We start from the raw sequence: 14,413 nt of genomic DNA, 5'->3' as shown, positions 1-14,413 counted from the left end.
TGTTAAAACTATACGCGGGGGAATAATGTTTCTCCATGTTAAGTTTTCTGCGGAAACAGTTGTTTTTAAACCTTCTTAATAGATTTTTAAGCAAATACTCTTCTGGCGACATTGTATAATGTGTATCATATTTATAATATTGACAATTATCTGCTGAGGCGGCATAATTCTCTCGGAAATCTATGTTTTTTTAACAATGTTTTTTTTGCGCAAGCATTGTGTAGAAGTCTATAGTTAGCAACGCGTGATTTCCTTACCTAAACCGAAGGAGTAATTTTGAACCATATGCACAATGCACGTTTGATCGTGCGCAAGCCAGTGTTACCCCCCCGTTTGCTGTGTGCAGCCTTGGTCTTGTTGACTGTGGCTGGCCTGTCAGCTTGCGGTGACAAGGAGAAGAAGCCTGGCCAGGCGCTGGCCAGTGTGAATGGTGAGGAAATTACCGTTTTGCAGCTTAATGAAGAAATGCAGCGTGCCAATGTTCAGGCGTCGCAGCAGGACGTCGCCAGCAAGCAGTTGCTAGAGTCCCTGATTGACCGTCAATTGCTTCAGAATGAGGCTGTGAAGGAAAAAGTCGACCGCGATCCGAAGGTGGTACAGGCCGTCGAACGAGCCAAGGCGCTCATTGTTGCGCAAGCTTACATGCAAAAGCGTATTGGGAACCTTGCGCGACCGACAAAGGAAGAGGTGGAAGATTACTTCAACAAGAATCCACAGTTTTTCAGCCAACGCAGGCAGTTCGACATGAAAGAGCTGATCATCGCCAGCGCTGACATGAATGACCAGCTCAAGGCTGCTATGGACAGCGCCAAATCGCTGGAAGACGTCGCCACTTGGCTGGATGCGAATAAAGTCAAGTATGCGCGCACGCAGTTGTCGCGTACCAGCGCTGATCTGGCGCCGGAATTGAGCTCGAAACTGCTGGCAATGCCGAAAGGACAGCTGTTCATCATTCGCGAAGGGGATCGTACATTGCTGATCTCGCTTGCTGATATACGCGAGAATCCTGCCAGCCTGGCACAGGCAGCACCGCAGATCGAGCAATTCCTTTTTAATAAAAAAAATAAAGATATCGCCGATGCGGAGTTGAAGCGCCTGCGTGCCGTAGCCAAGATCGAGTATCTGAACAAGGAGGCCACTGGCAAGCCTGTGGCCAGCACCCCTGCGGCCAGCACCCCTGCGGCCAGCACCCCTGCGCTAGGCGCGACTCCAGGGCCTGCCGTGCCAGCGCCGGCGGCGCCGGTTTCCAAGGAAGCCAATGATCGTGGCGTTGCAGGCTTGAAGTGAGCCGCAGCTTTTTTTGCTTGTTAATTGACTATGAAGTGAGCGTATCATGAAACGATTTTCGATGTGGTGTATGGCGTGCTTGCTGGCCCTGAGCGCCGGGTTTGCTGGCGCGGCAGACGTGCAGCTGGGAGCTGGAGATGTGTTAAAAATTTCCGTGTATGGCAATCCCGATCTGGCGCTGGAGACGCGAGTGAGCGAGGCGGGCGAAATCACTTTTCCATTGGTAGGCAATGTGGCGTTGGGCGGACTGTCTGTCTCAGCGGCGGAAAAGAAAATTGGCGGATTGCTTGAAAGCGGCAATTTCCTGCGAAAGGCTCAGGTCAATATCATCGTCACGTCTCTGCAAAGCCAGCAGGTATCCGTGTTGGGGCAGGTCAACCGTCCAGGCCGCTATCCGATTGAAGGCAAGCGCAGCGTGATGGATTTGCTGGCAATGGCCGGCGGCATTGGCGTTGAAGGCGGCGATACGGTTAGCCTGATCCGCAAACGCGGTGGGAAGCCGAGCAAGGAAAGCATCGACGTTATCGATATGGTGCGCAACGCGGACCTGAACCGGGATTTCGACCTGGCTGGTAATGACGTGATTTATGTTGAACGTGCGCCACGCTTCTACATTTATGGCGAAGTGCAGCGTCCTGGCGCCTTTCGTCTGGAACGCAGCATGACGGTCCTGCAAGCCTTGTCGGTCGGTGGCGGCCTTACGGTACGCGGCACCGAGCGCAACATGCGCATCAAGCGCCGCGACGCGAATGGCGTGATGCAGGTCATCACGGCCAAACATGACGACTTGCTGCAAGTGGATGATGTTGTCTATGTACAAGAAAGTCTGTTCTGATCAAGACCAGAGCTGGATTCTTACCGCGATACGGCTGGTATTTTAGAGAGTTGAGAGTTAGATTATGAATTTTTCCCAAATTTTACTGATTCTGCGAGCCCGTATGCGGATCGTGGTGATCACGTTGCTGATCACTGTGGCGACGACGCTATTAGTCAGCTTGTTGTTGCCCAAGACATATCAGGCAACCAGTTCGCTGGTGCTTAATTACAAGGGCGTCGATCCACTGACTGGCCTGACCATGCCTGGTCAACTGTTGCCTGGTTATATGGCGACGCAAATCGACATAATCAGCAGCAAGAATGTCGCTTTGCGTGTCGTTGACAGCCTAGGCTTGGCGCAGAGTCCCGCCGTCATCGAACAATTCCGCGAGGCAACCGACGGTAAGGGGACGGTACGCGACTGGCTGGCCGATTTGTTGCTGAAAAAGCTGGAAGTGGTGCCGTCGCGCGAAAGTAGTGTAGTCGATATCAGCTTCAAGGGAGCCGATCCGCAATTTGTTGCCGCCATTGCTAACGCTTTTTCGGATGAATATCAGAAAATCAATATTCAGCTCAAAGTTGATCCGATGAAAAAGGCTGCTTTGTATTTCGACTCGCAGATCAAGCTCCTGCGTGACAATGTTGAAGTGGCACAAAGTAAATTGTCCAAGTACCAGCAGGATAATGGCATTGTCAGTCTCGACAACCGCCTGGACGTGGAGTCGAACCGCCTCAATGACTTATCCGCGCAGCTCGTAGTCGCCCAGGGACAGTCGATGGAAGCGATGTCGCGCCAGAGCATGGCAGCAGGCAGCCGTTCTGCCGATTCGCCAGACGTCGCATCGAATCCCTTGATTCAAAATTTGAAAATAGGCCTGGGCAATGCAGAGTCGAAATTCGCCGAGGTATCGCAGCGTTTGAGCAGCAATCACCCGCAGTACCAGAGCGCTAAGGCTGAGGTGGAAAAGCTGCGTGCCGATTTGCGAGAGCAAATGGCGGTCGCTTCGCGTAGCGTTGGCAATAACGCACAGATTTTCCAGCAACGCGAAGGCGCCATCCGCTCGGCCCTGCAGGCTCAAAAGACGCGCGTGCTGGAACTGAACCGCACCCGCGATGAAATGAATGTGCTGAGTAAGGATGTTGAGAATGCGCAGCGCGCCTTTGACATCGCATCGCAGCGCTTCTCGCAAACCCGCATCGAGGGACAGTCTGACCAATCCGATGTGGCCGTACTTAATCCCGCCGCGCCACCGATCGAACCTTCGGGACCGAAAGTGTTGCTCAATACCGTGTTGTCGTTTTTCCTGGGAACCATGCTGGGCCTGGGCTTGGCAATTCTCGCAGAGATGTTGGACCGCCGTGTGCGCTCCGACAGCGACTTGTCCGAGCATGCACAAGTGCCCGTGCTGGGCGTCATTGACTGGACTGGCAAGCCACGCAAGCGTTTCGGCTTGTTCAAATCGATCGCTCCACGTCGCCTTCGCTTAAATTAGGATTTTTTATGGATACAACGTTGAAACATACGGCGGTGGCTGCCCCCGCACCTGCCACCGCGCCAGGGCGCGGTGATTCGAGCATGGGCCGGCTGTTGCTGGAAGCTGGCAAGATCACACCTGAACATGCGGAGCGCGTGCTGCGCATGCAGAAGGAGCTGGGCATCCGCTTCGGCGAAGCAGCATTGCGTCTGGGGCTGATTACTGAAGCTGACATCCAGCAAATACTGGCGCAGCAATTCGACTACCCGTATCTGCAACCGGGTGAGGCGAAGTTCTCCAGCAAGCTGGTGGCAGCTTATGAGCCATTCAGCCGCCAAGTGGAAACCTTGCGCGCGGTGCGCAGCCAGTTGATGTTACGCTGGTTCTCGCGTGGCAATAAGTCGCTCATCATTGCCAGCATCGAACCCGGTGATGGCGCCAGCCTGTTTGCCGCTAACCTGGCCGTGGTATTTTCCCAGCTAGGTGAAAACACCCTGCTGGTCGATGCCAACCTGCGTCAGCCTAGCCAGCACGAGATCTTTGATTTGAAGGGCAAGCAGGGCTTGTCCGATGTGCTCGCCGGCCGTGCCGACCTGCATGCAGTGGCCAAGGTTGAATCATTCGTGTCGCTGTCCGTATTGGGGGCGGGTACCTTGCCGCCGAATCCACAGGAGTTGCTGAGCCGCTCATCCTTTGGTGGACTGGTTAATCAGCTTGAGGCGCAGCACGATATCGTGTTGTACGACACATCGGCGTTTACCTCCGGAGCCGATGCGCTGGCGATCGCCGGACGCGCACACGGCGTATTGTTGGTGGTGCGCAAGAACAAGACTTTGCTTGATGACGTAGCTGCAGTCTCCGAGCAATTGGCTAATTCTGGCGCGGAGCTGGTCGGCTCTGTCCTGGTAGATTTCTGATGGCACGCGATATCCAGCCATGGCCGGTGGCACCGCTCACGGGCTTGCGCATGGCAATGCCGGAATGGTGGCCTGTGCTATTGGGGCTTGCCTGCCTGTTCGTCCCGACTTTCTACACGCTATTTAATGGTATGTGGACTACGGAAGAGCAGGCGCATGGCCCGATCATTCTGTTTCTGTCGCTGTGGCTGGCGTATCGCACCTGGCCGGCCGTACTGGCCGCCCCAGTTAAGCCGGCGGCCGCTGGCTGGCCTCTGGCCGTGCTGGCGATGCTGCTGTATATCGTCGGTAGATCGCAGCTGATCACGGCCTTCGAAATTCTGTCGTTCATCCTGGCGCTGGTTGCTGTCTTGCTGATCAAGCGCGGCGCACGCGCACTGGTGCTGCTATGGTTCCCCTTCTTTTTCATGTTGTTCATGGTGCCGTTGCCTGGTCCCTTGGTGAGCATGCTGACAATGCCGATGAAAATGGCAGTGTCGTATGTGACCGAACACCTGCTGTTCATGGCAGGTTATCCGATCGCCCGTAGTGGCGTTATCCTGCAAATCGGTCAATACCAGTTACTGGTGGCCGATGCTTGTGCCGGCTTGCAAACCTTGCTGACTCTGGAGGCGCTGGGTCTGTTCTATCTGAATTTGGTGCGTCATACTTCTGCATTCCGCAACGTCATGCTGGCCCTGTTAATCATTCCGATCTCGTTTCTTGCGAACGTGATTCGTGTCATCGTGCTGTGTCTGATCACCTATTATTTTGGCGATGCCGCAGGGCAGGGATTCTTGCACGGTTTTGCCGGCATGGTGCTCTTCCTGACCGCACTGACCTTGATACTCAGCATGGATTCCTTCTTACAATGGATTGTCAAAAAGCGTGCGGCCAAGGCTGGCAGCATCGTCGGGAGCGAGCCATGATCACGAAACCCCTTTCCATCAGCCTAATCCTGTGCGCGTTGATGCTGGCCTCGGCCGGTATGACGAAAGCGTTGACGCCAACGGCCAGGCAGGCCGATTCACAGCCTCGCTTCAATCTGGACGCGATGATACCGTCGAGCTTTGCCGAATGGCAGGTTGATACCAGCATCGTGCCGCTCAAGCTTGACCCCGAGGTGCAGGCGAAACTCGACAAATTGTATAACCAGACGGTCACTCGCACCTACATCAATCGCGATGGTAGTCGGGTAATGTTGTCGATTGCCTATGGCGGTGACCAGAGCGAAGGACTGGGCTTGCATCGCCCTGAGGTGTGTTACGCGGCGCAGGGCTTCTCGGTGGAGTCGGACAAGGTCGAGGATATGGGAACTGCTTTTGGCCGCCTGCCTGTCAAGCGCTTGATGGCGGTAAGTGGCGAGCGCCGCGAACCAATCAGTTACTGGATTACGATCGGTAATGAGCTCATCAAACCTGGCATAGGGCAGAAGCTGACCCAGATTCGTCTGGGCCTGACAGGCACCGTACCCGACGGAATGTTGGTGCGTGTGTCGTCGATCGGTGCCGACACGGCTGCCGGTTATCGCTTGCAAGATAAGTTTGTGAATGATTTGTTGAATGCAGTGAGCCAGGAAACGCGTACCAGACTGATCGGCGCACCCGGTGTATAGACAAGGGAAACCATCATGAAGTTTGCGTTTGGAATCAAGGGGTCGGCTCCGTTAGGTGCGCGCAAACGCGCCCGCCCTTCAGCATCGCGCGCCATGCCGGTACTGCTGTTTTTTGTCGTCGTGATCCTGGCGCTCTTCATGGGCGCCATCGTCGGTCTGGGTTCGCCCGTGATTGTCACGCTGTTTGGCGGAGCCATTTTTGTAGCCCTGATTTTTTTCATACTGAATGCCTACCAGCTCTTGCTGGCGGTGTTCGTGCTGACATTTGTGGTGCAGGGGTCCGCCGTGTACTTTCTTGGCAACCGGCAAGCGCCCTGGGTCGTGGTTGGCCTGGCAGTATTATTTACCTTGCGCGCCTTGATAGAGCTGATGTTTTCCCGTGGCGCCAGGGTCAAGCCGGATATGGGCACGGCCGATGCTGGCGTGATGGTGTCGCTGCTGGTGTATGCGACGTGTTTCTGCGCCAGCGCGGTATTGAACCGTTCGGCGACGGCACAGCTCGTCGTCGCCATCAAGTCATCCTGGCCCATGTTCGGCGTGCTGCTGGCCTTTGCATGGGGCCGCTGGAGCCCCGAACAATTGAAGCGTCTGTGGTGGATACTCATCGTCGTGGCGATGCTACAGTTGCCTGTGGTGTTTTATCAGCATTTCTTTATTTCCAGCAAGCGTGTGTTTACTGGCCATGACTCGGTGGTGGGTACGTTTGGCGGCAATCCCCTCGGCGGCGGCAATAGTGCCTTGCTGGTAATGTTCGTGATCGCGGTCATAAGCTATAGCCTGGCGCTGTGGAACCGCGGTCTCATGACAGGGAGGCGCGCCTCTATCATTTGTGCCGTGTGCCTGGCGATAATTTTGCTGGGTGAGGTCAAGGCCGCCTTCATCTGGCTGCCTATCGCGCTGGCGATTGTGCTGCGTAAGCGCATCATGAAGAACATCCTGTCCGTGATATGGTATACGGTGCTTGCCGTAATATTGGGCGGTACGATTTATTTGACTTATAACGCCCTTTACTGGGGCAAGCAGCTCGACAGCCAGCATACGCTTAGCGGCAAGTTGAAAGCCGGCGGCGGCTACTTCTTCGATCCGAATAGCTTCAGCTATGAAACGGGCGAGGTGGGGCGTGGCGCGGCGCTGGCTATCTGGGCACGCGATCATCTGGCCACTACGCCGACGCGCTTGATCGGCTATGGCCCTGGCGCCATCAAGTCCGGACCAGGGCTGGGTGAGGGCCCCCTATACCAGCGCTTTGCTCCTCTGCATGTCGATTCAATGGCCATGTCCGTGTTGCTGTGGGATGTAGGGTTGGTGGGATGCCTGGCCTATGTGGCGATGATATTGTTCGGCATCATGGCCGGCTGGCGCTACATGAAAGAGGCCCGTGGCAGCCCCATGCAGATGGCCATCATGGAAACTTCTACTGGCGTGTTGGTGATGTTCGCTTCCCTGTTGATCTATAACCGCACCCTGATGGACGATACGGGTAGTCAGCTGCTGTTCGTCTTCTGCCTGTCGTGTGTCGTGCAGATCGCGCGTTTTGGCGCGCGGACCGACGTGCGGCAGCCGGTGCGTGGCCAGCAAGCCGTCAGACACGTCCGGGCTTGGGCCAAGCCGCCGCAAGTCGCCCCGGCGAGTGCGCCGCATGGCTGATAGTCCATATCACGCTGCGCGGGTGATATTGCAGGCAAAGTGGTTCGCGGTAGCAAAGATCGGCGTGGCCTTGGCCGCACTATGGTTTCAGTTTGTCCTGGTGCGCAACCTGAGCGTGGCCGACTATGTATCCTTTACGATTTTCACTGCGGCTAATGGCTTGCTGGTGTTCGCCACCATGTTCGGTATGGATCGGGTCGTGTATCGCTTCATGCCGCCGCTGCGAGAGGACATGCGCTGGCGCGAAATGCTGGTATTGATGACAGGCTTGATCGCCGTGCGGCAGCTGGCCATCCTGTTGTTGTTATTGTTATTCTGGCTTGCCGGTCACTTGATCTTGCCTGCAGCTATCTTGAGGGAAGTGCGCTTGCTGTCGGTGCAATATGCGCTGTTCGCCGTTGCCATGGCCTTCACGGATACCTTTGCGGTTTTTTGCAACAGCCTGGGCCAACAGGGGCGGCAGGCAATCTTACAGACCAGTATGACCTTCCTGCGCATTGCTGTCATCATCGGCTGGCTGGCCTGCAGCGGCGCGCTCGATGCCTTCATGGTGGCTGATGTGATGATCGTCACGGAAAGCCTGTTTGCCGCCGCCATGCTGGTCGTGCTGGCGCGTGAATTTCTCGCCTTGCGCCGCAAGGCGCCTGTGGCCGGGCCGCTGGTCTTCGCCTTTACTTGGAAGACGCTGGTCGCTGACAGCCTCGGCACGCAGATGACTTATATGCTGAGTTTGCCTTTTCGCGGCGGGTTGATGAAAGTTATCGTCGGTGCCTTTGCTACGCCTATGGCGACAGCGTCCTTCGGTTTCTTTCAGACCATAGCCGATCGCGCATATCAGTTCATGCCGATTTTTATGATGAAGGGCATGATAGAGCCGGCGTTGGCCAGCGATTTCGCCGCGCGCGGCGATTTTGGCCGCATCCGCCTGATGATTTCACTGCTGATCCGGCTGAACTTCGTCATTCTCGGCCTCGGCATCGGCGTCCTGCTGGGCTGTGGCGTGCCGCTGATCGACTGGCTGACGCATAACCGATATGGCTCGGAAACGTGGGTCGCCATCCTGCTGTTATTCCAGCTAGGCGCCATGACTCTCGGTGAAGCGTTGTGGCTCGGCCTCAATCCGATCGGCCGTATCGGGCCGCACAATCGGGTCTGGATCTGGGTGTCGCTCATTTGCTATGCAGCGATCGGACTGGCCGCTTGGCTGCGTAATATTCCGCTGCTGATAATGGTCAGCGCAGTCCCTTATTTGCTGGTATTTGCTATCTTGCGCTGGATTCAACGCGAGCCCTTGCTGCTCGGAGGCTTGGGTATGCGCGCCATATCGCGCCTGGGTGTGCCGGTTGCCGGCGCCGTCATGGTGGCGCGCCTGGCCTTGTGGCTGCTCGCCGACTGGATGGCATTGGGCTTGCTGGCAGCTGTTGTGGGCGGCGTACTGGCCTATTATCTGTTATTGCGCAAAGTGATCTTGTTTCGTCGCGATGAGGTGGCGAGCATCTCTGCCATCTCGCCACGGCTGGCGCGCATGTTCATGTTGATGTCAGCCAGATAATCGCCAGCAGGCATATTAACCTGGGCGCTTGTTGTTGAACTGGAGAATGAATGAAAATTGCTTATCTGGTCATGGCACACGACCAGCCGACTTTGTTCGCGCGCCTGATCGGTGCGCTGGCCGGACCGGATGTGCACTTTTATGCTCACATCGATGCAAAGTCCGACGCGGCGCCGTTTCGCGAGGCAGTGTCCTCGACCCCGGTGCATTTCGTTGCCGCACCGGTTAGGGTGAACTGGGGGGGATATTCCCAAGTCTCCGCAATGTTGAGCCTGTTGCAACTGGCCGCGCAGCACGGTCCCCATGACTACTACGTCTTCCTCAGCGGGCGGGATTACCCCTTGCGCAGCCAGCGGGCGATCAGCGCTCATCTCGAAGCTGGAGGCGGCACAAGTTATATGAACTTTTACCCCTTGACGGAAGGTGTCGATTTCGTCGCCAAGGTGCGCCGCCACTGCTACTACGATCTCTATGCCCGCTTGCCTGGTCGATGGCTGCGACGTGTGGCCAATCGCTTGGTGCGCGAAGTCAGTAATATGCTGCCCGCAAGAACGTTTATCCTTGGCATGCAGCCGTATCGGGGATCCACGTCGTGGTGCCTGTCGCAACCCGTCGTCGCCTATCTTCTGGCATTTGTTGCCGATCCGGCTAATTATATTTATCTAAAATTCTTCCATTCGGTTAATTGCGCGGACGAGATTTTTTTTCAAACCATTGTGCTCAATTCACCCCTCGCTTCCACCTTGCAGAATTACGAACAGGATGTATTGCAGCGGGCGATCGGCGAAATGAAAAATGAGAATAAGGTCTCTTTGCACTACATAGATTGGAATCCGGTGCGTGAGGATCCCGCGATCTTCGATACCGGCGATTTTCTGGCATTGATCGGATCCGGGAAATTTTTCGCGCGTAAATTCGATACCGTCAAATCCGCCGCCGTGCTCGACATGCTGGATGCCGCGCGTCACGCGGATAACGGCAGGAATTGAGTCGCTGCGGCCACCGCAGTAACATTGCCAAGCTCGCCATATGTGCCTGTAGCCCGCATTCCGACTCACTCTATCCATTTTGTTTCGTTTCTGCAACGGTGCCCTTGGAGCCTTTGAGTCGGTGTCATTTGCAGGCTTTTCGACCTTGTCGAATGGCATGATTTGAGGTAGCTTGTAAGCTGTTTCAGAGGGTAAAAACGTATCTCCGGCTTGTCATTATTGTTTGTACATGGTTGCACTAGGATGGTTGTTCCAAATAAAAAACATCTAGCCAAGAAGCACTATTGCTATATCTCAAATTAACATAATCGTGGATCAACGTTTCTTACTCCGATGAGGCAATCGAGCTATTGAGACGTGGTCCGGCCAGCAGCCGTGGTCCAGGTCCATCCTATTTTTGTTGTTCCGGAGGTTATGAAATGAAACCCGCTAAAATCATATTGCATTGCGCATTGTTGGGATTGATACCTGCTTGCGGTCAAGTGCATGCAGATTGGGCGCAGGCGGTTACGCCCCTTGAGATCAGAACGGTGCCAGAGAATAATCTCATCCAGCCGCAGAATCCCCCCACGTTTTCCTGGTCCCGCCATCCGCAGGAACCGGCTTCATACGTGCTTGAACTGAAAATGAACGGTACTGTTGTGCGTACCTTCACCAGTACCCGCAGTTGGTATCTGCCGTCGAAAGCGCTGCCGTTGGGCGAGTACACCTGGCGCGTGCGCCCATCGACCACCACCGAGTGGTCTTCCGAACGCAAGTTTGTCATCAGTACTGCCTCGATGGTATATGAGGTGCCGGAAAACGCCGACCTGCGCGCGCGCGCGCTGCAAAAGACGCGTCCGCGTGGATTGCAGGGCGGCTTGCCTCTGGTAAAAAACTGGGATGCTACCTTGCTCAGTCAAAGAGGGGCTGCCGTCACCCAGCTGACAAAAGATGTCGTCTGGAACATGACCGCATTGCCGTTCATCACAGATGCCATCTGGCCGCTCAATACGAGCGGTGTGCTGACCGCCGCGGGCGCCGTGCAGGTGGCCGATATCCGCAAGCAGCTTGGTATGCGCACGCGGCAACTTGAGTCATCGGTTTTGTTGTACCGCTTGACCGGAGAAAGTCGTTTTCTGACTGAAGCGCTCAAGCGTGGCGACGAGCTGGCTGGTTTTGATCCCCTGGGACCGACCAATTATAGCAAGCAGGACCAGGCGCCATTTGCCATCGCCTCTTCGCTTATCCGTGCCTTTGATACTCTGGGCAGCAGCCTCGATACCACGCGCCGGGCCAAATGGCTGCGGTCGGTGACGGCGTATGGCAATCAGATTTATGCCGACTTAGCGAGGGACAATGGCCGTAATGACCAATATCCATACGATTCGCACGCAATCAGCAACACTGCCGGTTTGGCGCTGATTTCGATTCTTGCCCTTGGCGATATACCTGCCGCTGATGCCTGGTTCGATTTTTCGTTCCGCTCGTACGTCAGTTCGCTGAGCGTGTGGAGTGGCCCTGAAGGTGGTTTTGCCAATGGCACAGCCTATGGCGAATACGCTGTCGATCTGTATATGCAGGTGTGGCAACCGACGGCACAGGCGATGAATGTCAATCTGTATGCGAAACCGTGGTCGCAGGGTTTTCTGAACTTCTTCATGTATTTCGTGCCGCCCGGGGCGCAGACGCATGTCTTCGGTGATGGGCACGAAGCGGTGCCGTCGGCGCAGATCATGAAGGCCTATGCATTGAATTTCTCCTCGCCCGCTGCCGCCTGGTATGTGGATAAAATGTCGGTCAAGGAAGATGTGTTGACTCTGCTTAAGTCGGATTACCCCTTGCCCGCGTTGACGGTGGTGCCGCAGGCGCCGACGGCGAATGCGATCATGCTGCCCAGCATAGGCTGGGGCGCCATGCATAGCAGCATGGCCGATATGAACCGTACTTCCGTGTATTTCAAATCCAGCCCATATGGTTCCTATAATCATAGCCATGGCGACCAGAACAGCTTTGTCATCATGAGCGCCGGCGTGCCCCTGTTGGCGGAGGGCGGCTGGTACGACTATTATGGTTCGCCCCTGTGGAGTTCCTGGTACCGCCAGACCAAGGCGCACAATGCCTTGACCTTCGATGGCGGCATCGGACAAACCAGCGGCGGCACTGCGGTATCCACGATCAGGGATAACGGCAGGATTACCGCCTTTGCCACCACCAAGAACCTTGATTACATCGAGGGCGATGCGACGCCTTCCTATGGGGGGCAGCTGAAGTCGGCCATCCGCAAGTTGTGGTATGTGCGAGAAACCGATTCGGTGGTGGTGTATGACAAGGCGATATCTGCCATAGCGCGTACATGGGAGTGGAACATGCACGCTATGGCGCCGATCGTAACGGACGCCACAGGCAACATCTCGATCAGCAACAAGGGACGCACCGCGTGCATCCGCCCCTTAATCACCAATGGGGTGCACTTCGAGAAGCGTACCGGCGTGCCGCTCATGCCGGGCCGCGTGGAAGATCAGGCGGTATTTGTCTCCAACGCCAAGTCGCTCAATGGCGAGTTCCTGATCCTGATCGATGTGGGCTGCAAGAATCCTGCCGTGTCTCTAACCAGCGGTACTACCGGACGGACCCTGAAAGTTGGCACGCAGACCATGATCGTGCCGAACTAAGCCGATTGACGCGGCACTAGGCCAGACGCCCGAGCAGGCTGTGATAACGTTGGGCCAGTACCGCCGAGAGTACGCGGTAGCTGCGGTGCTGTTCAATGTAGGCTACGCCTGCGGCAGCCTTTGCACGTGCCGCGTTGTTGTTGTCGAGGACCGTGCTCAGTGTCTCTGCCAGGGCTTCCGGCGTGCTGGCACTGAGCCAACCGGCCGCGCTGTCGCCCAGCACCTGAGCTTGGTCCGGATTGTCATTGCCGACAGCGGGCATGCCAAGGGCCAGGTATTCCAGCAGCTTCGTGGGGGAGTTGACATCAAGCAAAGACCCGCGCGGCAGGTACGATACGCCGACATCGGCGCCGAGCAGCAAGGGCAGGGCTTCGGCGCTGCTGAGCCAACCTGTTATGTGTATGGCGTCATCCATGCCCAAGCTTTGCGCATGGTTATGCAGCAGGTCGAGGTCGGATGGCGTCGGTGAACTGCCAATTAACAACAGGCGCGCTGTTGGATGGTTGCGGCGCACGATGACGAGAGCGTCGAACAATATTTCTATTTGGCGCGAGCGGTCCAGCGTACCGAGATAGGCAATTACCGGCAAGGTATCCCATTGCGGCAGGCGGCGCGGCACGATGACCCCGGCCTTCAAGATTTCCGTATCCACTCCCATCGGCACGACCGTCATTTTATCGGAGGCGATTCCGCGTTCGATCATCCCCCGTTTCATGGTTTCGCTTTGCACGAAGACATGGTCGGCGCGTGCCAGTACGACTTTGTAAAACAAGACTTTTTCCAACAAGCCCTTGCACAGGGCAAGTCGATAATGCAGGCTGCCCGGCCGCCGCGCCAGTTCGGCGCGTGAGCGCTCGATACGCCCGTCGCACATGAGAAACGACACCCAATAGGTAAACGGTATGCCCTTGATGCGAGCAATCAGCATACTGAACAGTCCGATGGACACCATGTCCCGGACCTGGATGACATCACACCGTGCAGGTGTGGCAAACCATACCTTGCGCAGGCACAAGATAAAGAACGCCAGTTCCTGGCGCCAGCGGCCAGTATGCCTGGCCGGCGTGCTGCATGAGGTGAAGCCGTTCGCATCAGCGCTGCCGGACCCTGGTTTGCCCACGATATCGCAATACACTTGATGCCGTGGCAGATACTTGCCAAACAGCGTGGAGACATCAGCCCGGTAGGAAGGGAGCGGTTCCGGAACCAGTTGTAAGATGTGCAGCGGTAGTGAGGAAGTCAATTTTTACTTTCATGAAGTGGTGCTTGCGTATACGCTGATGTTGCCGAGCATCATGTCCAAAATCGATGCAAGCTTGCACTCGATGCAACATATAAAAAATTCAAGTGTACTATAAATGTTTTTCTTGATGTTGTGTATAATATGCATCAATATTGTTTTATTTGCACTTTGTTGTGCGGTAAATAGTTCCTTAAAAACATCGTCGTGTCGCCGGGTTGATCCTTTGTGCGGCTGCTTCG

Annotated in this window: 11 protein-coding genes; 10 read left to right on the top strand and 1 reads right to left on the bottom strand. The window is 55.8% G+C overall.

Annotated features, from left to right (window positions below):
• Positions 1–285: 285 nt before the first annotated feature.
• The 10 genes from GCN78_RS10890 to GCN78_RS10845 all read left to right on the top strand — a co-directional run bounded on the left by GCN78_RS10890 (position 286) and on the right by GCN78_RS10845 (position 12,931).
• A complete protein-coding gene (locus GCN78_RS10890) occupies positions 286–1,287 on the top strand; it encodes an EpsD family peptidyl-prolyl cis-trans isomerase (RefSeq protein WP_152251899.1) in 1,002 nt (333 codons plus the stop codon).
• A gap of 46 nt (positions 1,288–1,333) precedes the next feature.
• On the top strand, positions 1,334–2,122 hold the full coding sequence (gene epsE, locus GCN78_RS10885; protein ID WP_193316690.1) for a polysaccharide export protein EpsE: 789 nt from the start codon (positions 1,334–1,336) through the stop codon (positions 2,120–2,122).
• Positions 2,123–2,186: 64 nt separating this feature from the next.
• Positions 2,187–3,596, top strand: coding sequence for a chain length determinant protein EpsF (gene epsF, locus GCN78_RS10880; protein WP_152251727.1), 1,410 nt, complete (start codon positions 2,187–2,189; stop codon positions 3,594–3,596).
• Positions 3,597–3,604: 8 nt separating this feature from the next.
• Positions 3,605–4,495: a chain length determinant protein tyrosine kinase EpsG gene (gene epsG / locus GCN78_RS10875; protein ID WP_152251726.1), complete on the top strand. Its 891-nt coding sequence runs from the start codon at positions 3,605–3,607 to the stop codon at positions 4,493–4,495.
• Positions 4,495–5,403, top strand: coding sequence for an exosortase B (gene xrtB, locus GCN78_RS10870; protein WP_152251725.1), 909 nt, complete (start codon positions 4,495–4,497; stop codon positions 5,401–5,403). The genes epsG and xrtB overlap by 1 nt, the downstream gene beginning before the upstream one ends.
• Positions 5,400–6,089, top strand: coding sequence for an exosortase-associated protein EpsI, B-type (epsI, locus tag GCN78_RS10865; RefSeq protein WP_152251724.1), 690 nt, complete (start codon positions 5,400–5,402; stop codon positions 6,087–6,089). The genes xrtB and epsI overlap by 4 nt, the downstream gene beginning before the upstream one ends.
• A 15-nt stretch (positions 6,090–6,104) precedes the next feature.
• A complete protein-coding gene (locus GCN78_RS10860; RefSeq protein WP_152251723.1) occupies positions 6,105–7,736 on the top strand; it encodes a hypothetical protein in 1,632 nt (543 codons plus the stop codon).
• Positions 7,729–9,288, top strand: coding sequence for a hypothetical protein (locus tag GCN78_RS10855; protein ID WP_152251722.1), 1,560 nt, complete (start codon positions 7,729–7,731; stop codon positions 9,286–9,288). The genes GCN78_RS10860 and GCN78_RS10855 overlap by 8 nt, the downstream gene beginning before the upstream one ends.
• A 50-nt stretch (positions 9,289–9,338) precedes the next feature.
• The gene (locus GCN78_RS10850; RefSeq protein WP_152251721.1) at positions 9,339–10,277 is read left to right on the top strand and encodes a beta-1,6-N-acetylglucosaminyltransferase; all 939 of its coding nucleotides are present in this window, start codon (positions 9,339–9,341) and stop codon (positions 10,275–10,277) included.
• Positions 10,278–10,696: 419 nt separating this feature from the next.
• Positions 10,697–12,931 (top strand): heparinase II/III domain-containing protein, encoded by a 2,235-nt coding sequence (locus GCN78_RS10845; RefSeq protein ID WP_226939572.1) that lies wholly within the window; start codon positions 10,697–10,699, stop codon positions 12,929–12,931.
• A 16-nt stretch (positions 12,932–12,947) separates the two neighbouring features.
• Here the strand turns inward: GCN78_RS10845 and GCN78_RS10840 are convergent, their stop codons facing one another.
• Positions 12,948–14,174, bottom strand: coding sequence for a glycosyltransferase (locus GCN78_RS10840; RefSeq protein ID WP_152251720.1), 1,227 nt, complete (start codon positions 14,172–14,174; stop codon positions 12,948–12,950).
• Positions 14,175–14,413: the final 239 nt, after the last annotated feature.

The organism is Janthinobacterium rivuli, assembly GCF_009208735.1.
Classification (GTDB): Bacteria; Pseudomonadota; Gammaproteobacteria; order Burkholderiales; family Burkholderiaceae_D; genus Janthinobacterium.
Note: the sequence above shows the minus strand (reverse complement) of the source record. Positions and strands in the feature narration are given on the sequence as shown.

Coding starts and splice junctions, on each gene's coding strand:
- GCN78_RS10890 (WP_152251899.1), top strand. CDS start 286: ATGCACAATGCACGTTTGATCGTGCGCAAGCCAGTGTTACCCCCCCGT.
- epsE (WP_193316690.1), top strand. CDS start 1,334: ATGAAACGATTTTCGATGTGGTGTATGGCGTGCTTGCTGGCCCTGAGC.
- epsF (WP_152251727.1), top strand. CDS start 2,187: ATGAATTTTTCCCAAATTTTACTGATTCTGCGAGCCCGTATGCGGATC.
- epsG (WP_152251726.1), top strand. CDS start 3,605: ATGGATACAACGTTGAAACATACGGCGGTGGCTGCCCCCGCACCTGCC.
- xrtB (WP_152251725.1), top strand. CDS start 4,495: ATGGCACGCGATATCCAGCCATGGCCGGTGGCACCGCTCACGGGCTTG.
- epsI (WP_152251724.1), top strand. CDS start 5,400: ATGATCACGAAACCCCTTTCCATCAGCCTAATCCTGTGCGCGTTGATG.
- GCN78_RS10860 (WP_152251723.1), top strand. CDS start 6,105: ATGAAGTTTGCGTTTGGAATCAAGGGGTCGGCTCCGTTAGGTGCGCGC.
- GCN78_RS10855 (WP_152251722.1), top strand. CDS start 7,729: ATGGCTGATAGTCCATATCACGCTGCGCGGGTGATATTGCAGGCAAAG.
- GCN78_RS10850 (WP_152251721.1), top strand. CDS start 9,339: ATGAAAATTGCTTATCTGGTCATGGCACACGACCAGCCGACTTTGTTC.
- GCN78_RS10845 (WP_226939572.1), top strand. CDS start 10,697: ATGAAACCCGCTAAAATCATATTGCATTGCGCATTGTTGGGATTGATA.